The organism is Pseudomonas sp. S3E12, assembly GCF_001702295.1.
GTDB lineage: Bacteria > Pseudomonadota > Gammaproteobacteria > Pseudomonadales > Pseudomonadaceae > Aquipseudomonas > Aquipseudomonas marginalis.
The window spans coordinates 135,338-158,279 of the sequence record NZ_MBDT01000008.1; the positions used below are offsets into that span (position 1 = coordinate 135,338).

Genomic DNA, 22,942 nt, shown 5'->3' on the forward strand with positions numbered 1-22,942 from the left:
GTCTATCACCTGGGAAAACCCTGATGCCGCTGCGCCAGCGTCTAGAAAACCTACCGGTCGGGCAGAAACTGCTGGCCGCCCTGCTGGTGCTGCTGACCACCGTCCTGCTGGTGGCCAACCTGACCTTTATCAGCGCCGCCTACTGGATCTCCCAGGAAAGCATGGCGCCCCAGGCCTTGCAGGCCATCGGCCGGCTGGTGTCCAACCCGGCCCTCGCCGCCGAAGCCCTTGAATCCCCGGCCAAGGCCGATGCGCTGCTCAATGAACTGACCAGCTATTCGCCCCTGCGCGCCGCCGCCCTGTACGACGGCGAAGGCAATCGCCTGGCGCAGATGCAACACGGCGATCGCCTGCACCTGCCGGACAACTACCGGCATATCGAAGCCTGGCGAGTGACCGAATTTCGCAGTAACCAGGTCATCACCCTGCCCCGTCCCGGCCAACCGTCCGGCCACCTGTTGCTGGTGGCCAGCAGTGAGTTGCCGGTGGCCTTCTATACCGGCACATTGACGGCGAGCCTGGGCATCCTGATTTTCAGTGTGCTGCTGTGGTTGATCATTGCCCGGCAGATCAAACGCCTGATCACCCGGCCGATCCATGAACTCGAAGAGCTGTCACGCCAGGTCACCCGCGAAGAGAACTACGCCCTGCGCGCCGGCCCAGGCAACCACGACGAAATCGGCAGCCTGGCCGAAGCCTTCAACACCATGCTGTCGCGCATCGAAGCCCGGGAGCAGCAGCTCAAGCGCGCGCGGGACGATTCCCAGGCGGCCTACGACCAGGCACAAGGCCTGGCCGAAGAGACACGCCACACCAACCGCAAGCTGGAGCTGGAAGTCCAGGTACGCAGCAAGATCGAGAAAAAGCTCACCGGTTTCCAGAACTACCTGAACAGCATCATCGACTCGATGCCTTCGGCACTGATCGCCCTGGACGAACAGCTCTACGTCACCCAATGGAATCAGGAGGCCACGGCCCTGTCCGGCACACGCCTGGACGAAGCGCTGAATCAACCGATCTACCTCGCCTTCCAGCCGCTCAAGCCGTACCTGCCGCAGATCAAGGCCACGGTGGAGCAGCACACGGTGGAACGCATCGAGCGCGTCACCTGGATCAAGGACGACGAACCCAAGCATTACGCCCTGACCTTCTACCCACTGATGGGCGGTGCCGGGCGCGGCGTGGTGATCCGTATCGACGACATCACCCAGCGCCTGTCACTGGAAGAGATGATGGTGCAGTCGGAAAAAATGCTCTCCGTCGGCGGACTTGCCGCCGGCATGGCCCACGAGATCAACAACCCGCTGGGGGCGATCCTGCATAACGTGCAGAACATTCGCCGGCGCCTGTCCCCCGACTTGCCCAAGAACCTGGAACACGCCGAGCAGGTGGGGGTTGAGCTGGACACCGTCAACCGCTACCTGCAAAGCCGCGAAGTGCCGCAACTGCTCGACGGTATCCAGCAGGCGGGGGCACGGGCGGCGAAAATCGTCACCCACATGCTCAGCTTCAGCCGCCGCAGCAACCGGCAGATGGCGCCTTGCGACTTGCCGGCGCTGATCGACCAGGCGGTAGAAATCGCCGGTAACGACTTTGACCTGGCCATTGGCTTCGATTTCAAGGGCCAGGCGATCATCCGCCAGTTCGACCCACAACTGGGCCCCGTGCCCGGCACGGCCAACGAACTGGAACAGGTGCTGCTCAACCTGCTGAAAAACGCCGCCCAGGCCATTCACCTGCGCGAGGACGACAGCGAACCGGGGCGCATCATCCTGCGCACGCGCCTTAACCCGCCGTGGGCGGAAATCCAGGTGGAAGACAATGGCATCGGCATGAGCGAAAACGTGCGCAAACGCACCTTCGAGCCGTTCTTTACCACCAAGGAAATCGGCCAGGGCACCGGGCTTGGGCTGTCGGTGTCGTATTTCATCATCACCAACAACCACAAGGGCCAGATGGAGGTGCATTCCACCCTCGGCCAAGGCACCTGCTTCACCTTGCGCCTGCCCCTGGCGGGCCAACTGCCACCTTACGAACTCACCCAACTGGAGCACTGATCATGGGCTTTCGCCTGTCGAAGATTTACACCCGCACCGGCGATAAAGGCGAAACCGGCCTCGGCGACGGCCGCCGCGTGCCCAAGGACCATCCCCGGGTGGAGGCCATCGGCGAGGTCGATACGCTCAATAGCCAGTTGGGGTTACTGCTGGCGTATCTCGAAGCCCTCGGCGGGCAGCATCCAGGCTTACAGGACGTGATCGAGGTGCTTACGCCTTGCCAGCATCGATTGTTCGATCTGGGTGGGGAGTTGGCCATGCCGGAGTACAAGGCATTGAACGCGGCGGAAGTGGATCGGCTGGAAGCGGCGATCGATCGCTGGAACGAAGAGCTCGGGCCCCTGGAGAATTTCATCCTGCCCGGTGGTTCAGCGCTGATTGCCCAGGCCCATGTGTGCCGCAGCCTGGCGCGCAGTGCCGAGCGGCGCTGTCAGCATTTGAATGCTGTCGAGCCGTTGGAAGGGGTGGGGTTGGCGTATATCAATCGGCTGTCGGATTTGCTGTTTGTGGCGGCAAGGGTGATTGCCAAGCGCCAGGGTGTTGCAGAAGTGTTGTGGCAGGCGGCGGCGAAGCCACACTGATGATGATTCGGTGACTGATAGGGCCTCATCGGGGGCCAGCTCTCTCCCACATGTTGATCACATTCCAAAGTTGGAACCCGGTCGAATGTGGGAGGGGGCTTGCTCCCGATAGGGCCCTTCAGAACAGCCTCAAGCCTCAGGCCAGAACGCCCGAATCCCTGCGACACCTTGAGCGCCGGCTTCCCAAGCCTGTTCCCGCTCAGCAGGCCCTACCCCACCCAGCAGAAACACCGGTTTGCTGAACCCACGGATCAACTCTGCCGCCTGTTCCCAGCCCAACGGCTGCGCATCGGGATGGGTCTGGGTCGGCTGCACCGGCGACAGCGTGACAAAATCCACGTCCATCAACTCCGCCAACGCCAGTTCCTCCGCGTTATGGCATGACGCCGCCAACCAGCGGTCCTTCGGCAACGGCCGGCCCTTGCTCGCATATTTGCGCAGTTGGGCCGAAGTCATATGCCAGCCGGCCGCCGGGAAGTCCCCGAGCCATTCAAACGGACCCTTGAGCATCAACTGCGCCTTACCGGCGCACAGGCCCACCGCATCTACCGCAAGATCGCGGTATTTAGGGTCGTAACCGTTGGGCGCCCGCAGCTGGATCAGCTTGATGCCACCGGCGATAGCCTTCTGGATCCCGCGCAGGAGCGTGGGCGTTTCCAGCTCGCCCGGCGTGATCAGGTAATCGGCCGGCAAGCGCGCAGCCGCCACGATTGGCGCATTGGCGGCCGGGAACTCATAGTGGGGCAGATCGCGCGGGGCCACCCATTCCAGCGGTTGTCCCTCGGCACCGTGGGGCTCGCCGGTAAAGGCCGAGACTTCCCAGACATCCAGCAACACCTGCTTGTCCGGGTAGTCATGCTGCACCTTGATCAGCGGTCGCGCCGTGGTGACCTGGATACCCAGCTCTTCCTGCAACTCACGGGACAGGGCCGTGGCGACCGACTCATCGGCCTCCACCTTGCCACCGGGAAACTCCCACAGGCCGCCCTGATGCTGGGTATCGGCACGGCGCGCCAGCAGGATCCTGCCGTCGACACCGCGGATCACCGCTGCTGCTACATGCACTCGTTTCACCGCGCTTATCCTCTTCTATCAGGTGCGGTATTCCGCATTGATCTTCACGTACTCGTGGGACAGGTCGGTGGTCCAGATGGTTTCGCTGCACTCACCGCGACCGAGTTCGATGCGGATAGTGATTTCTTCCTGCTGCATCACCGCCGAACCCTGGGCTTCGGTGTAGGTCTCGGCACGGGCGCCACGGCTGGCGATGCATACGTCGCCCAGGAACACGTCGATCTTGCTCACGTCCAGGTCCGGCACGCCGGCACGGCCGACGGCAGCCAGAATACGGCCCCAGTTCGGGTCGGAGGCGAACAGCGCGGTCTTGATCAGCGGCGAGTGGGCCACGGTGTAGCCGACATCCAGGCATTCCTGGTGGTTGCCGCCGCCGTTGACTTCAACGGTCACGAACTTGGTCGCGCCTTCACCGTCACGCACGATGGCCTGGGCCACGTCCATGCACACCTCGAACACCGCCTGCTTCAACGCCGCGAACAGCGGGCCGCTGGCCTCGGTGATTTCCGGCAGGTTGGCCTGGCCGGTGGCGATCAGCATGCAGCAGTCATTGGTGGACGTATCGCCATCAATGGTGATGCGGTTGAACGACTTATTGGCGCCGTCCAGGATCAGGCTGTGCAGCACATCTCGGGAAACCTTGGCGTCGGTGGCGATGTAGCCAAGCATGGTGGCCATGTTCGGGCGAATCATGCCCGCGCCCTTGCTGATACCGGTCACGGTAACCGTCACGCCGTCGTGCACGAACTGACGGCTCGCTCCTTTGGGCAAGGTGTCGGTGGTCATGATGCCGGTGGCGGCTGCCGCCCAGTTATCCGCAGACAGGTCGTCCAGCGCAGCTTGCAGGGCGCCTTCGATTTTTTCGACCGGCAACGGCTCACCGATGACGCCGGTGGAGTATGGCAGCACTTGGCTGGCGTCCACGCCGGCCAGTTGGGCCAGCTTGGCACAGGTGCGTGCGGCGGCGACCAGCCCAGGCTCGCCGGTACCGGCGTTGGCATTGCCGGTGTTGGTCAGCAGGTAACGAATCGAGCCGGCAACACGCTGCTTGGCCAGGATCACCGGCGCGGCGCAGAAGGCGTTGAGGGTAAACACGCCCGCAACGGTCGAGCCTTCGGCACAGCGCATCACCACCACATCCTTGCGCCCTGGACGCTTGATGCCGGCCGAAGCGATACCGAGCTCAAAACCGGCAACCGGGTGCAATGTGGGCAAAGGACCAAGACCAACAGCCATGAATGCGCTCCTTAAAAATAGGTGATGTCTGTGCCGTCGTGATCGACGGTGAAATTAATGGCAAAACGCCGCGACGGCAGGGGCCGGTCGCGGCGCGGGGTGTAGCAGCGTCAGGCAAAAATCTTAGTTGATTTCGCCGTGGCAGTGTTTGTACTTCTTGCCCGAACCGCACCAGCACAGTTCGTTGCGGCCCAGCTTCTGCTCGTTGCGAACCGGGGTCTGGGCCAGGACTACATCGACCTCTTCACCCAATACTTCAGGCGCTTCCAGACCCGGTGCCTCGTCGTGCTGGAACTGCATGCGCGCAGCCAGTGCCTCGGCCTCCTGGCGCAGGCGCGCTTCTTCCTCGATCGGGTCTTCGCGACGCACCTGAACGTGGGACAGCACGCGAATCGAATCGCGCTTGATCGAATCCAGCAACTCGGAGAACAGCGTGAACGACTCGCGCTTGTACTCCTGCTTCGGGTTCTTCTGGGCATAGCCACGCAGGTGGATGCCGTGACGCAGGTGGTCCATGGTCGACAGGTGGTCTTTCCACAGGTCGTCCAGCACGCGCAGTACGATTTGCTTCTCGAAGGTGCGCAGTGCTTCGGCACTCGCCTGCTCTTCTTTCTCGTTGTACGCGGCCAGCAGCTCGGTCATGAGCTTCTCGCGCAGGGTTTCTTCGTACAGGTGGTCGTCTTCGTCGAGCCATTGCTGGACCGGCAAGTCGACACCAAAGTCGCTCTTCAACGCCGCTTCCAGACCGGCGACATCCCACTGTTCAGGCAGCGATTGTGGCGGGATATGTGCGCTGACGGTGGCGTTGAGCACGTCCTGACGGAAATCGGCGATGGTTTCGCCAATGTTGTCGGCGGCCAGCAACGTGTTACGCATGTGATAGATCACTTTACGCTGTTCGTTGTTGACGTCATCGAACTCGAGCAGTTGCTTACGAATGTCGAAGTTACGGCCTTCTACCTTGCGCTGGGCCTTCTCGATGGCGTTGGTCACCATGCGGTGCTCGATCGCTTCACCGGACTGCATGCCCAGGGCCTTCATGAAGTTCTTCACCCGATCCGAGGCGAAGATACGCATCAGGCTGTCTTCCAGGGACAGGTAGAAACGGCTGGAACCGGCGTCACCCTGGCGGCCGGCACGACCGCGCAGCTGGTTGTCGATACGACGGGATTCGTGGCGCTCGGAGGCGATCACCTGCAAGCCACCGGATTCCAGCACGGCCTGGTGGCGTTTCTGCCAGTCTGCCTTGATCTGGGCGATCTGCTCAGGGGTCGGATCGTCCAGCGAGGCCACTTCCACTTCCCAGTTGCCGCCCAGCAGGATGTCGGTACCACGACCGGCCATGTTGGTGGCGATGGTCAGCGCGCCTGGGCGACCGGCCTGGGCGATGATCTCGGCTTCTTTTTCGTGGAACTTGGCGTTGAGGACCTTGTGCTCGATGCCTTCCTTGTTGAGCAGGTTGGACACGTGCTCGGAAGTCTCGATGGTGGCGGTACCGACCAGGATCGGACGCCCCTGGGCCATGCCGTCCTTGATGTCGTTGATGATCGCCGCGTATTTCTCTTCGGCGGTCAGGAACACCAGGTCGTTGAAGTCTTTACGGGCCAGCGGCTTGTTCGGTGGGATGACCACCACGGACAGGCCATAGATCTGGTGGAATTCGAACGCTTCGGTGTCGGCGGTACCGGTCATGCCGGACAGCTTGTTGTAAAGGCGGAAGTAGTTCTGGAAGGTGGTGGAGGCCAACGTCTGGCTTTCGGCCTGGATGTTGAGCATTTCCTTGGCTTCGATGGCCTGGTGCAGGCCTTCGGACAGACGACGGCCCGGCATGGTACGCCCGGTGTGTTCGTCGACCAGTACGACCTGGCCATCCTGCACGATGTATTCGACGTTGCGATGGAACAGCTTGTGGGCACGCAGGCCGGCATACACGTGGGTCAGCAGGCCCAGGTTGTGGGCCGAGTACAGGCTCTCGCCTTCGGCCAGCAGGCCGATCTGGGTCAGCATGTCTTCGACGAACTGGTGACCGGCTTCGTTGAGTTCGACCTGGCGGGTCTTCTCGTCGATGGTGAAGTGACCTTCTTTGGTCACCACGCCTTCCACTTCCTCGATGTGCTGCTCAAGGCGCGGGATCAACTTGTTGATCTCGGTGTACAGGCGCGAGCTGTCTTCGGCCTGGCCGGAGATGATCAGCGGGGTACGGGCTTCGTCGATGAGGATGGAGTCGACTTCGTCGATCACGGCAAAGTTGAGTTCGCGCTGGAATTTTTCTTCCATGCTGAACGCCATGTTGTCGCGCAGGTAGTCGAAACCGAATTCGTTGTTGGTACCGTAGGTGATGTCGGCGGCGTAGGCGGCGCGCTTCTCTTCCGGCGGCTGGAACGGCGTTACCACGCCGACGGTCAGGCCGAGGAATTCATACAGCGGGCGCATCCAGTTGGCGTCCCGGCGAGCCAGGTAGTCGTTCACCGTCACAACGTGCACGCCCTTGCCGGACAGTGCGTTGAGGTAAACACCCAGGGTTGCTACCAGGGTCTTGCCTTCACCGGTACGCATTTCGGCAATCATGCCTTCATGCAAGGTCATGCCGCCGATCAACTGGACGTCGAAGTGGCGCATGCCCATGACACGCTTACCGGCTTCACGGGCAACCGCAAAGGCTTCGGGAAGCAGCTTGTCGAGGGTTTCACCTTTGGCTATGCGGGCCTTGAACTCTTCGGTCTTGGCGCGCAATTGCTCGTCCGAAAGGGCAACCATCTGCTCTTCGAAGGCATTGACCAGCTGCACCGTCTTGAGCATGCGTTTGACTTCGCGCTCATTCTTGCTTCCAAAAAGTTTCTTTAACAAAGGCGCAAACATATCGGCAGGTTCTTCCACACATAGGGATGGAGGGCGCACCGTGAGTGGCCCGAGCAGCCCTCACGGCCGCATGCGAACGCGCATTCTACCCGGAATCGTGGGTGAGGAAAGTGGCGTTGTTCCCCGAGGCGGGCAAGGGGCTGTGAGAGGGCTTGTTTAAAATAAGGGCTTTTGCGCGAACTTCAACCCGTGGAGCTCATTGATTTTGTGGATAAAGCCCCGGCAATGTATTGCCCGGGGCCGCATAGACGCTTTCTGCTAAGATGGCCGCTCTGTTACTTAAGGTGTCCAATCATGGCATTTCGCCCTCTTACAGCCCGCGCGCCCAGCGTGTTGCTTCGCGAAGCCAAGCCGTTGAAAGCCATCTTTGGCCATGCGCAACGCTTGGGCCATTTGCAACGCCTGCTCGAAAGCCAACTTCAACCGGCCGCCCGTGAGCACTGCCACGTGGCGTCCTGGCGTGAAGGCAACCTGCTGCTGATTGTCACAGATGGCCACTGGGCGACCCGCCTGCGCTATCAGCAAAAACGCCTGCAGCGTCAATTGATGGCGTTCGATGAGTTCGCCAGCTTGACGCGCATCCAGTTCAAGGTGCAGCCGCCGACCGTGCAACAAGGCGCGGCGGGCCACACGATGGACTTGTCGGAGACGGCGGCCGAGACGATTCAGGCCACGGCCGACGGGATCAGCGATCCGGGCCTGCGCGCGGCACTTGAGCGGCTGGCCGCCCATGGCAAGCCCAAACCCTGAACCGCTACTTGCGCTTGCTGCCGCCCAGCAAAGACCCCAGCAAACCACGCACCAGTTGGCGCCCCATCTGATTGGCGGCCTGCTGCATCGCGGATTTCAGCGCCTTGCCTGCGGTGGTTCCCAGAAACGCCCCGGCCTTGTCAGTGAAACTGAGCTCCTCGTCGGCCTGCCCGGCCTCTTCGGTCGGTCCAAGCGCCTTGCGCGCCATCAACACTTCATAGGCCGACTCGCGATCAATCGGCTTGTCATAGCGCCCCTGCAAGGGCGAACTGGCCACCAATGCAGCGCGTTCAGCCGAACTGAGCGGCCCGATTCGCGATTGCGGCGGCGCGACCAGTACGCGTTGGACGACTTCCGGCGTACCTTTTTCCTGCAAGGTGCCCACCAATGCCTCACCCGTGCCCAGCTCGGTCAACACCGATAACGCATCAAACGCCGGGTTCGGCCGGAACCCGTCTGCGACCGCCCGCAAGGATTTCTGTTCTTTCGTGGTGAACGCCCGCAGGCCATGCTGGATGCGCAAACCCAGTTGCGCCAGCACGGAGTCCGGCAGGTCGCCCGGCGATTGGGTGACGAAATACACCCCCACGCCCTTGGAACGGATCAGCCGCACCACTTGTTCCAAGCGCTCTTGCAAAGCCTTGGGCGTGTCGGCAAACAACAAATGCGCCTCGTCGAAAAACAGCGCGAGCAACGGTTTGTCGGCATCGCCGCGCTCGGGCAGTTGCTCGAACAATTCCGCCAACAGCCACAACAGGAAGGTCGCGTACACTTTCGGGGCTTCATGCACCAGGCGGCTGGCGTCCAGCAGATGGATACGCCCGCGTCCCTCGCGGGTGGGCTGCAAGATGTCTTCAAGTTGCAGGGCCGGCTCGCCAAACAACGCCTCGGCGCCCTGCTGCTCCAATACTGCCAGACGCCGCAACAGCGCCTGGCTGGAGCCGGTGGTCATCAGCGCCGCATCCTCGCCGAGCAACTCCGGGTGATAACGCAGGTGATTGAGCAGTGCCTTGAGGTCCTTGAGATCCAGCAGCAACAGGCCTTCGCGATCCGCCACCTTGAACGCTGCGTAAAGGGCCGACTGCTGGCTGTCCGTGAGTTCCAGCAAACTGCCGAGCAACAACGGCCCCATTTCGCTGATGGTGGTGCGCAATGGATGACCGGACTGCCCGTGGATATCCCACAGCGTGACGGGATACGCCTTGGCCGTGTAATTAAGGAACGGCATGCCGGCGATGCGCTCTGCGACTTTGCCCTGAGGGTTGGCGGCGGCACCCAGGCCACAGAGGTCACCTTTGATATCTGCGGCAAATACCGCGACGCCCGCATCACTGAACGCTTCGGCCAGACGTTGCAACGTGACCGTCTTGCCTGTGCCCGTGGCGCCGGCGATCAAACCGTGACGGTTGGCCAGGCGCATGGCCTGGGCAATAGGCTGGCCGTCAAGACCGGCACCGATAAGGAGTTGTGTGGAGTCAGGCATTTCGTCACCCATGGTTAATCTTTAGTGTCGCCAGGTCGATAAGACAGATGTGAGACCCACAAAGTCTAAAAAACGCTCAGATAGTTCCTACAGGGACCAACGGAAATATCAAACTTTTTTTGACGCTACCCTTCCGCGTGTTCCACAAGGACGCGCTTCGGATATTAAGACCTTAGCGGACCCTTCAAGCTATGAATAAAAATCTGCGCTTCAGCCATAAAATCCTGCTTGCAGCCTCCCTTATCGTCATCGCGGCATTTACGCTGTTCACGCTTTATAACGACTATTTGCAACGTAACGCGATACGCGAAGACCTCAATAGCTACCTGCACGAGATGGGCGACGTCACCGCCAGCAGTATCCAGACCTGGCTGACCGGACGTATCGCACTGGTGGAAAACGCCGCACAGAACATCGCCATCAACCCTGAACCCGCTGCGGTTGCCAGCCTGCTGGAGCAGAAAACCCTGACGTCATCGTTCATGGCCACCTACGTGGGTGACAGTCAGGGCGCCTTCACCATCCGTCCCGACACCAAGATGCCGGACGGCTTCGATCCACGCGTTCGCCCCTGGTACAAAGGCGCCCAGAGCAGCAACGGTTCGACCCTGACCGAGCCCTACATCGACGCAGCCACCGGGCAATTGATCATCTCCATCGCCACCCCCAGTGCCAAGGGCAGCCAGAGCATCGGCGTGGTCGGCGGCGACCTGAGCCTGCAGACCCTGGTGGACAACATCGGTGCACTGAACTTCGGTGGCATGGGCTATGCGTTCCTGGTCAGTGCCGACGGCAAGGTGCTGGTACACCCGGACAAAAGCCTGGTGATGAAGTCCCTCTCCGATGTCTACCCAAAACACACGCCCACCATCAGCGGCGACTTCAGCGAAGTCGAAGCCAACGGCAAGGACAACATCGTTACTTTCACACGGATCAAGGGGCTGCCCTCGGTGAACTGGTACCTCGGGGTATCGGTGGACAAGGACGAAGCCTACGCAATGCTCAGCAAATTCCGCACCTCCGCCGTAATCGCCACCGTGATTGCCGTGGTGATCATCATCGCCCTGCTCGGTATGCTGATACGCGTGCTGCTGCAGCCGCTGCACGTGATGACTCGCGCGATGCAGGACATCGCCGACGGCGAGGGTGACCTGACTCGCCGCCTGGCCATCCAGAATCACGATGAGTTCGGCACCCTGGGTAACGCGTTTAACAGCTTCGTAGAGCGCATTCATACATCGATCCGCGAAGTGTCCTCAGCCACCCAACAGGTGAATGAAGTCGCACTGCGGGTTGTCAGTGCGTCCAACTCGTCGATGGTCAACTCCGACGAACAGGCCAACCGCACCAACAGCGTTGCTGCCGCGATCAACGAACTGGGCGCCGCCGCACAGGAAATCGCGCGTAACGCCGCACAAGCCTCCAACCAGGCCAGCGATGCACGGCAATTGGCCGAAGACGGTCAACAGGTGGTTGAACGCAATATCAAGGCGATGACTCAGCTGTCTGCAATGATCAGTGCCTCAAGCAGCAATATCGAAGCACTTAACAGCAAGACGGTGAATATCGGCCAGATTCTTGAGGTAATCACCAGTATTTCCCAGCAAACCAACCTACTGGCACTGAATGCCGCCATCGAAGCCGCACGCGCCGGGGAAGCCGGGCGCGGGTTTGCGGTGGTCGCCGATGAAGTGCGCAACCTGGCCCATCGCACCCAGGAGTCGGCACAGCAAGTACAAAAGATGATCGAGGAACTGCAAATCGGTGCCCGTGACTCGGTCAGCACCATGAGCGACAGCCAGCGCCACAGTCATGACAGCGTGGAAATCGCCAACCTGGCCGGCGAACGCTTGAACAGCGTAACCCAGCGCATTGGCGAGATCGACGGCATGAACCAGTCGGTGGCCACCGCGACCGAAGAGCAGACCTCGGTCGTGGAGTCGATCAACATGGACATCACCGAGATCAACACCCTCAATCAGGAAGGCGTGGAAAACCTGCAATCGACGCTGCGCGCCTGCGCCGACCTGGAACAGCAGGCGGCACGGTTGAAACAGCTGGTGGGCAGCTTCCGGATTTGAACTACCGCAGGAGCCGGTCAGGCTCCTGCACTGTTTTCACGATGAACGCCAACCGAACATCTATCCTTAGCTCAGGTCCACGTTAGGAGAGCAATGGATCGGAGGGATGTTCATCGTGCATATCGCTGACATAACCATGTTCTACGCCCCGACAAGCGGCGGCGTGCGCACTTACCTGGACGCCAAGCACCGACGCCTGAGGCTTAAGCCCGGCATTCGCCATAGCCTGCTGATTCCCGGCGCGCAATGGAGCAATCAGGATGGCATCTTCAAGGTACCGGCTCCCGCGCTGCCCTTCGGCAAAGGCTACCGCTTCCCCCTTCGCCTCTCCCCCTGGCGAAATGTCCTGCACGATTTACAGCCCGATCTGATCGAGGTAGGTGATCCCTATCTCACCGCCTGGGCCGCGCTGGATGCCCGGCGCCAGCTGGATGTGCCGGTGATCGGCTTCTACCACTCCGACTTACCGTTACTGGTGAGCAACCGCATGGGGTCTTGGTTTGCCCCGAACGTTGAAGCCTATGTCAGCAAACTCTATGGAAGTTTCGACCGGGTGCTGGCGCCCAGCCAGGTAATGGCCGACAAGCTCATGGGGCTCGGCGTGAAGAATGTGTTCGTCCAACCACTGGGCGTGGACCTGCAAACCTTTACCCCTGACGCCCGCGACCCAGGCCTGCGCGCCGAGCTGGGGATCGGCGAAGACACCCGCCTGCTGATCTTTGCCGGGCGCGGTTCCAAGGAAAAAAACCTGCCGATCCTGCTTCGCTGCATGAAACGCCTGGGGGACGGCTATCACTTGGTGCTGGTGGGCTCCGGCATGCCGAGCAGCGTGCCGGCCAATGTCACCGTCATCGAGGGGTTTCGCCCGGCACAGCATGTCGCCCGGCTGATGGCCAGTGCCGATGCCTTGCTGCATGGCGGCGACCAGGAAACCTTTGGCCTCGTCATCCTCGAAGCCATGGCTTGCGGCATACCGGTAATCGCGGTGGCGGCTGGCGCGTTCACGGAGATAGTCGACGAACGCTGCGGCCTGCTGTGCGCACCAAACAACCCAAGGGCGATGGCCGATACGGTGCGCGAGCTGTTCAACTTCGGCAGCAGGCGCCTGGGCGCGCAGGCTCGGCGTCATGTAGAACAACATTACGCCTGGTATACGGTGGTCGACAGCCTGCTCGGCCACTACCACGCGGTAATGGGCAGTCACAAGCCGATGCCTTCCCATGCATGAGCGCTCGGTATTACTGGTGCTGCACGATGTGGCGCCGCACAACTGGGCCGATTATCGGCCCTTTGTCGAAGCCGTCGATGCCCTGGGCACCGTGCCAATCACATGGTTGGTGGTGCCGGACTTCCATCATCGCGACGCCTTGACTGCCCACGGCGATTTTCAACGCCTGCTGGATCGCCGCGTGACCAAGGGCGATGAACTTGCCTTGCACGGTTACTACCATTGCGATGATCAACCGGCACCGCGCACACCCAAAGACTGGTTCATGCGCCGCCTCTACACCCATGAGGCTGAGTTCTATCAACTGTCTCAAGCCCAGGCTCTTGATCGTCTTCAGGATGGCATTGAAGTATTCCGGCGTCATGACTGGCCGTTGCACGGCTTCGTCGCACCCGCCTGGTTAATGAGCCAGGGCACTCGCGAGGCCCTGCGCCAACTACCGCTGAGCTACACCAGCAGCCCGCAGCATCTGTATCGACTACCCGATTTCACGCCGATCGACGCCCCGGGCCTGACTTGGAGTGCGCGCAGTGCATGGCGCCGAGGGGTGTCCAGAGTCATCAGCGATCGTCGCGAACAGCGCTGGCACGCCGCCCCGGTGATTCGCCTGGGCGTGCACCCGGTGGACATGCGCCACGCATTCTCTCGCCGCTATTGGCTTGAAACCGTACAACGCCTACTCGACGCAGGGCGAGCACCGCTGACCAAGGCTGCCTGGCTGGCTGAACAGGTGGTCGCTCAAGCACCTCGGCCAGGGGATCCGGGCAATTCATCGGCCTCCTGCAATTGCTCCCACAGCTCGGCTGCTCCCGGAAAGTCCGTACCGTCTTCCGGCTCCAGCGCATCCGGGTCGTAACGACTCAGGCAGCCCTCACCCAAGGTAGCAGGCGCCTTGGACGTGGCTTTATCAAGTGGGTCGGTCATGGCCTGGTCCTGAAGTGCGGGGAATGAAAAAGGGCCTGCAGCGATTTAACGCCCAGGCCCTTCTTTGTTCAACCAAGACGCTTGAATCAGAATACGACCGTCTTGTTGCCGTGCACCAGCACGCGGTCTTCCAGGTGATAGCGCAGGCCACGGGCCAGCACCATCTTCTCGACATCACGGCCAAACCGCACCATGTCCTCAATGCTGTCACTGTGGCTGACACGCACCACGTCCTGCTCGATGATCGGACCGGCATCCAGCTCTTCGGTGACGTAATGGCAGGTTGCGCCAATCAACTTCACGCCACGCAGGGAAGCCTGGTGGTAAGGCTTGGCCCCCACGAACGACGGCAGGAAGCTGTGGTGAATGTTGATCACCTTGCCTGCGTATTCGCGGCACAGCTCAGGCGGCAGGATTTGCATGTAGCGCGCCAGCACAACCACGTCGGCCTCATGCTGCTTGACCAGGCGAGAGACCTCTGCGAACGCCGGCTCCTTGTCCTGCGGGTTGACCGGCACGTGGTAGTAAGGGATGCCATGCCACTCGACCATGCTGCGCAGGTCGTCATGGTTGGAGATCACGCACGCAATCTCGCAGTCCAGCTCGTCGCTGTGCCAGCGGTGCAGCAAGTCGGCCAGGCAGTGGGATTCGCGGCTGGCCATCAACACCACGCGCTTTTTCTGCTCGGTGTCGGTGATGTGCCAGGTCATCGAAAACTCTTCCGCGATGGGCGCAAATGCCTCGCGGAACGCTTCAAGACCAAAGGGCAGCGAGTCGGCACGGATTTCGTGACGCATGAAGAACCAACCACTGAGGTTGTCCGAGTGATGGCTCGCCTCGGTGATCCAGCCGTTGTGGGAGGCCAGAAAGTTACTGACTTTGGCAACGATGCCGACCCGGTCCGGGCAAGCAATCACCAGCCGAAAAGTGCGCATTAGGGGGGAACTCCAGAACTTCGCAAAGGCCGCCATTCTAGCGATTGTGCAGAAAAACTGCAGTATTCGATGAGCCTTATTCTGATCCGTTGCCCTGGCCACATCCCTTAATAGCGCATGGTTTTACCATTGCTATATGAATGAACAGCGCACGCTGCAGCAATTATGCGAATTTCAAGGAGATTATTTTCGGGGTAGCCCCTACTAATTAACTCGATTGCATAGCGTCTTCACAAACATTCAAAGTAATTCACCTGAATACGCGCTTAAATGTTTACTTGGGGAAACCGCCTGACTATTATTGGGCCACTATCCCTGTCAATCAGCGTTCTACATAAGGTAGTCCACATGTCTCTGATCAACGAATACCGTGCCACCGAAGAAGCTATCAAAGAGCTGCAAGCTCGTTTGAAGAACCTGTCCCAAGATGACAAACTGAAAACCGAGCTGGAATTCGAAGGCAAACTGCGCACCCTCATGGGTGAATACTCCAAATCCCTGCGTGACATCATCGCGCTGCTGGATCCAGAGTCGAAAGTTAAAGCACCCCGTGGCGCCGTGAAAACTACCGGTACCAAGCGTGCGCGCAAGGTCAAGCAATACAAAAACCCGCACAACGGTGAAGTGATTGAAACCAAAGGCGGCAACCACAAAACCCTGAAAGAATGGAAAGCCAAGTGGGGCGGTGACGTGGTTGAAGGCTGGGCTACCCTGCTGGGCTAAGCCTCACCCGGTCTGCGCTTGATACGCAACCCATTAAAAACGCCAGCTTGCTGGCGTTTTTTATTGACCGTCTTTTCTACAAACCGCTATTACCGATTCACACGAGCGGCTAAAGAGTCGGCATATCTCTGCCATTGCTCCAGCACCTGCTGCTGAAACGGCGTCGCACTAACGGCCAACTCCTGCCGGGCTTGATTAAATGCCTCCAAGGTATTCGGCGCGCCGAATTCAGGATTTGCCAAACGTTGCTGACAGAAAAGTTTCCAACGTTGTAGCTCCTCGCCGTTCAGCGTATCGGGGAAGTTACGCGCCCGGTAACGAAACAATAATTCAGGCAAACGGTGATCATCAAAAGGCCACTGCTGGCTGGCTAACTGCGCAGGTTCCGCCGCCCGGACTTGCTCACATAACCGTCGATCACGATCCCCGATAAAACCTTCGTAAAGCTGCTGTTCCGGGTCTGCGTTCGGGGCAAAATCCTCCTCGGCGTAAATAACCGCCAACTTATCGCGCCAAAGTTCCTGTGCGTCAGTTAGCCGCAGGGCTCGCGCCTGGAAAATATCCATATCCAATTGCAGGCGCCCACGGTCCTCGGCCCGCAGTACGTTCAAGGGCGCGACCACGGGGCAACGGTTGATATGCACCAACTTGAGCGGCACCGGCAGCTCGCCTTCGGCAAGGTCCTCGCGACGGGTGTACAGGCGTTGGCGCAAGGCCGCGGCATCCATGTCCAGCAGCCCTTGGGGGTCGAGCCCCAGGTCGCAGACAATCAGCGCATTACGGTTGCGCGGGTGCCAGGCCAGGGGCAGCACGACACCCAGGTAATGACGCTCGGCGGAAAAACGTCCGGAGATATGCACCATGGGTTGCAGCAGGCGCACCTGGTCCATCACCCGTTGCTTGCTGCGCAGTTGAAACAGCCATTCGTAAAGCTTGGGCTGCTTCTCGCGCACCAGGCGCGCCAGGGCGATGGTGGCACGCACGTCGGATAACGCATCGTGGGCCTGGCCATGGTCAATGCCGTTGGCGGCAGTCAGGCGCTCAAGCTTGAGGGTCACGCGCCCGTCCTGTTGCGGCCACTCGATGCCTTCCGGGCGCAGGGCGTAGGCAGTGCGAACCACGTCGATCAGGTCCCAGCGGCTGTTACCGCCCTGCCACTCCCGCGCGTAGGGGTCGAAAAAATTGCGATACAGGCTGTAGCGCGTCATTTCGTCGTCAAACCGCAAGGTGTTGTAACCTGCGCCGCACGTCCCCGGGGCCGCCAGTTCGGCATGTACACGGGTCATGAAATCGGCCTCGGCCAGGCCTTTTTCCGCCAGTATTCCAGGGGTTATACCGGTAATGGCACAGGCAGCGGGATGGGGCAGGATGTCGTCGCTGGGCTGGCAGTAAAGATTGACCGGCGGGCCGACCTCGTTGAGATCAAGGTCCGTACGAATGCCGGCAACCTGGAGTGGGCGATCGCTGCGCGGGTTGATGCCGGTGGTTTCATAGTCGTACCAGAAAATGGAGGTCACGGGCTATTCCTGTGCTGAAGATCGACAAAGTCTAGGCGTTCAGCCGTGTTCGCGGCCAGCACCAATTATACTGTACAAACATCCAGCAAAACCTTGAGTAGTTGCTTCCATCACGGACACTGTTAGCATCCGTGTCTCCAGCCGCTCTGCACTGCCAAGGATCGCGATGCCATCAGCCCCATTGGACACCCTCTACCAGATCGAGACCCCGGAGGGCATCGACCTGCCGCTGCGCCCAGCCGGCTTGGTGCCACGGGCGCTGGCATTTGCCTTCGACCTCGGCGCGCGTGCAGTGATCATGGGCGTGCTGCTGGTGCCATTGGCGTTGCTCGGCAATATCGGTATCGGCCTGGGATCGCTTCTGCTGTTCCTGGTCAGTTGGTGGTACATGGTGCTGTTCGAGGTGCTCAACCAAGGCTGCTCACCGGGCAAACAGGTCATGGGCTTACGGGTCGTGCAGGACGACGGCACCCCCATAGGCTGGTCGGCGTCGCTGATCCGCAACCTCCTGCGGTTTGTCGACATGCTGCCTTTCGGCTACTTTCTCGGCGCCATCAGTTGCCTGCAACATCCTCACTTCAAACGCCTTGGCGACCTGGCCGCTGGCACCTTGGTGGTTTACCGCGAACAGCCTCTGGCACGTCCCCAGGTACCTCAAGCCGCGGCACTGCGCTTGCCGTTTGCCCTGGACCTGAGTGAGCAGCGAGCGATTCTTGGCTTCGCGGAACGCCAGGGTGAACTGTCCGCCGAAAGGGTACACGAGCTCGCCTCGATCCTTGCGACGCCACTGCAGGTGTCCCCGGCCCGCGCCGTGGAGCAACTCAACGGTGTGGCCCGCGGCCTGCTGGGGCCGACATGAAGCAGAGTCTTTTCGAAAGCCGTTACCAACACCAATGGCAAGCTTTTGCCGAACAACTGAAGCAGTTGGAACAAGGCAAGGCCAAGGCCAGTGATATGGCCGATTTCCCTCATCAATACCGGCGTCTATGCCAGCTCCTGGCCCTCGCCCAGGAGCGCGGCTACAGCAGTTACCTGGTGGATCCCCTGCAACAACTGGCATTGCGCGGCCATCAACAACTGTATCGCCACCGCAGCCAATTGGCGGCGAATGTGCTGAGTTTCGTCCTGGCCGACTTTCCGCGTCTGGTGCGAGAACAGTGGCGTTTCGTGTTGATTGCCAGCCTGCTGTTCTTTGGCAGCCTGCTGGGCATTGCCCTGCTGGTCTACCTGTTTCCCGACCTGATCTACAGCATTGTCAGCCCCCAGCAGGTGGCCGAGATGCAGGGCATGTATGACCCCGAGGCCAGCCGGCTGGGGCGCGCTGCCGAACGTGCTTCGAGCGAAGACTGGATGATGTTTGGCTACTACGTGATGCACAACATCGGTATTGCCTTTCAGACATTTGCCGCCGGTTTGCTGTTCGGCCTGGGCAGTGTGTTTTTCCTGATATTCAACGGGCTGATCATCGGCGCGATTTCCGGGCACCTGACAGAAATCGGCTATGGGCAGACCTTCTGGTCATTTGTCGTCGGCCATGGGGCCTTTGAGTTGACGGCCATTGCACTCGCCGGTGCCGCGGGCCTGCAACTGGGCTGGGCGTTGATCGCCCCGGGGCAACTGACCCGTGGCGAATCCCTGCGGCTCGCCGCTCGCAAGAGTGTGCAACTGCTATGCGGTGTCATGGTGTTCCTGCTGATCGCAGCTTTTATCGAGGCCTACTGGTCTTCCACCACCCAGATCGCCCCTTGGATCAAATACCTGGTGGGTGCTGCACTTTGGCTGCTGGTGGCGACTTACCTGACCCTTGCCGGACGGACTCGCCATGCGCCTGAGTAATGCCAGCGTGGCGATTCGCCCGCGTACCGCATGGGAGGCCATGGACCTTGGGGTATTAATGGCCCGGGAACATCGCCTGCTGTTGATGAGCAGCTGGGCGCTGGTGACACTGCCGGTTTTTGCCCTGCTTACCGCGTTGCTATGGCAATACCCGTCCACAGCCATGTTCCTGTTCTGGTGGCTCAAACCGGCGTTCGACCGCTTGCCTTTATATATCCTCTCCAAAGCCCTGTTCGGCGAAACACCCAGCCTTAAGCAGGCCGTGCGCCAATGGCCAAGACTGCTTAACCACCAACTGCTGGCCAGCCTGACCTGGCGCCGACTTAGCCTCAGCCGCAGTTTTGTAATGCCGGTCAGCCAGCTCGAAGGCCTGGACGGCCAGGCGCGCCAGAAACGCCTGGGCGTGCTGCAGCAGCGCAATGCAGGAGCCGCGCGCTGGTTGACCACCGTTGGGGTGCACCTGGAAATCGGCCTGTGGTTCGGCTGCATGGCGCTGTTCTATCTATTCATTCCGCAACAACTTGAACTGGATTGGGATTGGCAACGGCTGGCGCTGGCGACGGGCTCCGAGGGAGTCTGGCTGGAACACTTGAGCAACGCCTTCTACGCCTTGATCCTGGTATTTTGGGAGCCCATCTATGTCGCCTGCGGTTTCAGCCTTTATCTCAATCGCCGCACCCTGCTGGAGGCGTGGGACCTGGAGCTGGTATTCCGCCGCCTGCGCCAGCGTCTGAGCAGTGTGGTGCCACTGTTAGTGCTGGTGATCGGGCTGACCTTGCTGCCATTCAACCTGCCCGCCATGGCGGATGACGCCAAGCCACTGCCTCCCCAAAGCGCAAGCCAGTCCATCAAGTCGTTGCTGGACAAGCCGCCCTTCAAAAATCCGGAAACCGTCACCCGCTATCGCTTTGGCGAAGAAAAGTCCGTCGTTAAAAACAAGGCACACAGTGACGGCAAACTTCCGGCGTGGCTGCAGGCACTGCTGGACAACCTCAACAGCAACACGTTCAAGCCTGTAGCCCAAGGCCTGGAAGTACTGTTATGGAGCCTGCTGATCGGTGGCGTGGCCCTGGTGGCCTGGCGTTATCGGGACTGGTTGCGCACCTTTGTCAGCCTGCGCGGGGCACGTACACCCAAAGCAGCGAAACCACCACCCGCGCAATTGTTCGGCCTGGAACTGGGCGCCGAGACCCTGCCCGAGGATATCGCCAGCGCCGCCGAGCAACTCTGGTCTACCCAGCCACGGGAGGCCCTCGGCCTTTTGTATCGTGGCCTGCTGAGCAGGTTGCTGCATGACTTCAACCTGCCCCTTAAAAGCGCTGACACCGAAGGCCAGGTCCTGCAACGGGTTCACCAATTGCAGCAGCCGCAGTTGCTGGCCTTCAGTGATGAATTGACGCGGCACTGGCAAAACCTCGCCTATGGCCATCACCTGCCCCCGGTCTCAGTCCAGCAGAAACTGTGCAACGATTGGCGTGCCCTGTTCAGTGCGGGAGGCGCCCGATGAACCGGCCATTACTGTGGGTGGGGCTGCTGTTGGCGTGCCTGCTTGGAGCGGGCGGTTTTTACGCCTGGAGCAAAGCGATTCCCTATGAAGAAGTGGTGGACCGCGGCCCCTCCCCGGAAGCCCTGGCCAATCCTTACCTGGCAGCCGAACACTTTCTGCGCCAGCAAGGCCTGGCCGTGGTGCATGCCAACGGCCTGGAACGTCTGGCGAGCCTGCCCGCCAAGGGCAACAGCCTGCTGTTGCTGGGTGAACGCGGCAACATGTCGCCACGCCAGGTAGGGCAACTCCTGGACTGGGCCAGGTCCGGCGGCCATCTACTGGTAGTCGCCGAGGCCCTGTGGGACGAAGAAACCGGCAAGAGCGGCGACCTGCTGCTCGATCGCCTGCCTATCCACCAAGTCCTCAGCGATGAACCCGATGCCCCCGCGCCGGCCCGCAAAAATAAAGCACCGGACCTGACCAAACTCTATGTCGACAACGACACAGCCCCGGTCTATTTCAGTTTCGACACCGACTTCAATCTCATCGACCCCAAGCACCTGGCACAATTTTCAGCCAATAGCGCCAGGTCGAGCCATTTGATGCAACTCGACCTCGGGCAAGGCCGCGTAACGGTGATCACCGACAGCGAGCTGTGGAAAACGCCAGACATTGGCAAACACGACAATGCCTGGCTGCTGTGGCATCTGACCCAGGGCACTGCCGTAACCTTGTTGTTCAACGGCGACGTAGATGACCTGTTCACCCTGCTGCTGCGTTATTTCCCCCAGGCGTTGGTGGCGCTCATTGCCCTGATTGCCCTGGCACTCTGGCAGGCAGGTATGCGCCAGGGCCCAATCCAGGCGCCCGCCCCCAAGGCACGCCGGCAATTGCAGGAGCACCTGAAAGCCAGCGCCGACTTCCTGCTGCGTCGCAGCGGCCAAGGCACCCTGTTGCAGGCCTTGCAGCGCGACATCCTGCGCGCCGCACGGCGGCGTCACCCCGGCTTTGAACATCTCGACAACACGGAACAGGGGCGAGTACTTGCCCACCTGACGCGCCAACCCTCTCACGTCATCAGCCAGGCCCTCGGCCCACTCCCGACGAAACGGCTTTCCAGTGCCGATTTCAGCCGGCAGGTGGCGTGCCTGCAAACCCTCAGGAATGCCCTATGAGCGAATTTCCCAGCGCTAACACCCTGCCCGGCGACTCTCTGCAACGCGCCAGCCAGCAGGCCCAGGCCCTGCGCATTGAACTGCGCAAGGCGGTGATCGGCCAGGATCAGGTGATCGATGATGTACTCACCGCGCTGATCGCCGGCGGCCACGTATTGCTCGAGGGTGTTCCCGGGCTGGGCAAGACCTTGCTGGTGCGGGCCCTGGCCCGTTGCTTTGACGGCGAATTCGCGCGGATCCAGTTCACCCCGGACCTGATGCCCAGCGATGTCACCGGCCACGCGGTGTACGACCTTCACACCGAACAGTTCAAGCTGCGCAAGGGGCCCGTATTCACGCACTTGTTGCTGGCCGACGAAATCAACCGCGCTCCGGCCAAGACCCAGGCAGCCCTGCTCGAAGCCATGCAGGAACGGCAAGTCACCCTCGAAGGCGAGGCGCTGCCCATCGATCAGCCGTTCATGGTCCTTGCCACGCAAAACCCCATCGAACAGGAAGGCACCTACCCGCTGCCGGAAGCCGAACTGGACCGTTTCATGCTCAAGGTACGCATGGACTACCCCGATGCGCAGCAGGAACTGGATATGGTGCGCGAAGTGACACGCTCATCACGGGCCGACATGCTGGACGTGCAACCGTTGCGCACCGTGCTGGAGGCCGAGGACGTGCTGCAGCTGCAGCTGGTCGCCAGTGAACTGCCCCTGGATGAACATGTGCTCGACTATGCCGTGCGCCTGGCGCGAGCAACCCGCAGTTGGCCGGGATTGGCCATAGGCGCCGGCCCGAGAGCCTCCATCGCCCTGGTACGCGGCGCCCGCGCACGGGCATTGTTACGGGCAGGCGAGTTCGTCACACCGGATGACATCAAGGGCTGTGCCCTGGCGGTACTGCGTCATCGGGTACGTCTTGCGCCAGAACTGGATATAGACGGGCTGGAGGTCGACCAGGTGCTCAAGCAGCTGCTGGACCAGATTCCGGCCCCCCGGCAATGACCCGT

At 60.8% G+C, this 22,942-nt stretch carries 18 protein-coding genes and 2 pseudogenes; 13 read left to right on the plus strand and 7 right to left on the minus strand.

The features are described from left to right. The first annotated feature begins 23 nt into the window (after positions 1 to 23). Both BB029_RS10825 and BB029_RS10830 read left to right on the plus strand, forming a co-directional pair. The gene (locus BB029_RS10825) at positions 24 to 2,057 is read left to right on the plus strand and encodes a PAS domain-containing sensor histidine kinase (protein ID WP_065939169.1); all 2,034 of its coding nucleotides are present in this window, start codon (positions 24 to 26) and stop codon (positions 2,055 to 2,057) included. A gap of 2 nt (positions 2,058 to 2,059) precedes the next feature. Continuing rightward, entirely contained in the window at positions 2,060 to 2,638 is a 579-nt protein-coding gene (locus BB029_RS10830) for a cob(I)yrinic acid a,c-diamide adenosyltransferase (protein WP_065939170.1), read from the plus strand. A 129-nt stretch (positions 2,639 to 2,767) separates the two neighbouring features. Here BB029_RS10830 and BB029_RS10835 read toward each other — a convergent pair whose 3' ends face one another. The 3 genes from BB029_RS10835 to secA form a co-directional block, all read right to left on the minus strand. After that, positions 2,768 to 3,712: a Nudix family hydrolase gene (locus tag BB029_RS10835; protein ID WP_065939171.1), complete on the minus strand. Its 945-nt coding sequence runs from the start codon at positions 3,710 to 3,712 to the stop codon at positions 2,768 to 2,770. Between the two features lie 18 nt (positions 3,713 to 3,730). After that, positions 3,731 to 4,948 carry a bifunctional glutamate N-acetyltransferase/amino-acid acetyltransferase ArgJ gene (gene argJ, locus BB029_RS10840; protein ID WP_065939172.1) on the minus strand — a complete coding sequence of 406 codons (1,218 nt, stop codon included), beginning with the start codon at positions 4,946 to 4,948 and terminating at the stop codon, positions 3,731 to 3,733. 123 nt (positions 4,949 to 5,071) lie between these two features. Further along, complete coding sequence (secA, locus tag BB029_RS10845; RefSeq protein ID WP_065939173.1) at positions 5,072 to 7,807, minus strand: preprotein translocase subunit SecA; 2,736 nt, start codon at positions 7,805 to 7,807, stop codon at positions 5,072 to 5,074. A gap of 294 nt (positions 7,808 to 8,101) precedes the next feature. On the opposite strand from secA, the gene BB029_RS10850 reads away from it, so the two are divergent. After that, positions 8,102 to 8,557, plus strand: coding sequence for a DUF721 domain-containing protein (locus tag BB029_RS10850; RefSeq protein ID WP_027605525.1), 456 nt, complete (start codon positions 8,102 to 8,104; stop codon positions 8,555 to 8,557). Positions 8,558 to 8,561: 4 nt separating this feature from the next. Here the strand turns inward: BB029_RS10850 and BB029_RS10855 are convergent, their stop codons facing one another. Next, the gene (locus BB029_RS10855; protein WP_065939259.1) at positions 8,562 to 10,040 is read right to left on the minus strand and encodes a helicase HerA-like domain-containing protein; all 1,479 of its coding nucleotides are present in this window, start codon (positions 10,038 to 10,040) and stop codon (positions 8,562 to 8,564) included. Positions 10,041 to 10,231: 191 nt separating this feature from the next. Between BB029_RS10855 and BB029_RS34150 the strand changes: the two are divergent. The 4 genes and pseudogenes from BB029_RS34150 to BB029_RS10870 form a co-directional block, all read left to right on the plus strand. After that, a pseudogene (locus BB029_RS34150) lies at positions 10,232 to 11,263 on the plus strand (cache domain-containing protein); the annotation flags it as partial. A gap of 93 nt (positions 11,264 to 11,356) precedes the next feature. Next, positions 11,357 to 12,121, plus strand: coding sequence for a methyl-accepting chemotaxis protein (locus tag BB029_RS34155; RefSeq protein ID WP_370671262.1), 765 nt, complete (start codon positions 11,357 to 11,359; stop codon positions 12,119 to 12,121). Between the two features lie 106 nt (positions 12,122 to 12,227). Beyond that, positions 12,228 to 13,349, plus strand: a complete 1,122-nt coding sequence (locus BB029_RS10865; protein WP_065939175.1) for a glycosyltransferase family 1 protein — start codon at positions 12,228 to 12,230, stop codon at positions 13,347 to 13,349. After that, positions 13,342 to 14,079, plus strand: a pseudogene (locus BB029_RS10870) (DUF2334 domain-containing protein); the annotation flags it as partial. The gene BB029_RS10865 and the pseudogene BB029_RS10870, both read left to right, overlap by 8 nt. Positions 14,080 to 14,087: 8 nt before the next feature. Here BB029_RS10870 and BB029_RS33690 read toward each other — a convergent pair. Together BB029_RS33690 and purU are read right to left on the minus strand one after the other, a co-directional pair. Then, positions 14,088 to 14,273: a hypothetical protein gene (locus BB029_RS33690; RefSeq protein ID WP_083236364.1), complete on the minus strand. Its 186-nt coding sequence runs from the start codon at positions 14,271 to 14,273 to the stop codon at positions 14,088 to 14,090. Between the two features lie 86 nt (positions 14,274 to 14,359). Next, the gene (purU, locus tag BB029_RS10875) at positions 14,360 to 15,208 is read right to left on the minus strand and encodes a formyltetrahydrofolate deformylase (RefSeq protein WP_065939176.1); all 849 of its coding nucleotides are present in this window, start codon (positions 15,206 to 15,208) and stop codon (positions 14,360 to 14,362) included. Between the two features lie 348 nt (positions 15,209 to 15,556). Here purU and mvaT point away from each other — a divergent pair, with 348 nt between their 5' ends. Beyond that, on the plus strand, positions 15,557 to 15,931 hold the full coding sequence (gene mvaT / locus BB029_RS10880; protein ID WP_003175830.1) for a histone-like nucleoid-structuring protein MvaT: 375 nt from the start codon (positions 15,557 to 15,559) through the stop codon (positions 15,929 to 15,931). 89 nt (positions 15,932 to 16,020) lie between these two features. Here the strand turns inward: mvaT and sbcB are convergent, their stop codons facing one another. Then, entirely contained in the window at positions 16,021 to 17,448 is a 1,428-nt protein-coding gene (gene sbcB, locus BB029_RS10885) for an exodeoxyribonuclease I (protein ID WP_065939177.1), read from the minus strand. Positions 17,449 to 17,614: 166 nt separating this feature from the next. Between sbcB and BB029_RS10890 the strand changes: the two genes are divergently transcribed. From BB029_RS10890 to BB029_RS10910, 5 genes are read left to right on the plus strand one after another with little or no spacing between them, the layout of a single operon-like run. Further along, a complete protein-coding gene (locus BB029_RS10890) occupies positions 17,615 to 18,307 on the plus strand; it encodes an RDD family protein (protein WP_065939178.1) in 693 nt (230 codons plus the stop codon). After that, positions 18,304 to 19,284 carry a stage II sporulation protein M gene (locus BB029_RS10895; RefSeq protein ID WP_065939260.1) on the plus strand — a complete coding sequence of 327 codons (981 nt, stop codon included), beginning with the start codon at positions 18,304 to 18,306 and terminating at the stop codon, positions 19,282 to 19,284. Before BB029_RS10890 ends, BB029_RS10895 begins: the two co-directional genes overlap by 4 nt. Then, entirely contained in the window at positions 19,271 to 20,791 is a 1,521-nt protein-coding gene (locus BB029_RS10900) for a DUF4129 domain-containing protein (protein ID WP_065939179.1), read from the plus strand. Before BB029_RS10895 ends, BB029_RS10900 begins: the two co-directional genes overlap by 14 nt. Further along, on the plus strand, positions 20,788 to 21,945 hold the full coding sequence (locus BB029_RS10905; protein ID WP_065939180.1) for a DUF4350 domain-containing protein: 1,158 nt from the start codon (positions 20,788 to 20,790) through the stop codon (positions 21,943 to 21,945). The genes BB029_RS10900 and BB029_RS10905 overlap by 4 nt, the downstream gene beginning before the upstream one ends. Continuing rightward, positions 21,942 to 22,937 (plus strand): MoxR family ATPase, encoded by a 996-nt coding sequence (locus tag BB029_RS10910; RefSeq protein ID WP_065939181.1) that lies wholly within the window; start codon positions 21,942 to 21,944, stop codon positions 22,935 to 22,937. The genes BB029_RS10905 and BB029_RS10910 overlap by 4 nt, the downstream gene beginning before the upstream one ends. Positions 22,938 to 22,942: the final 5 nt, after the last annotated feature.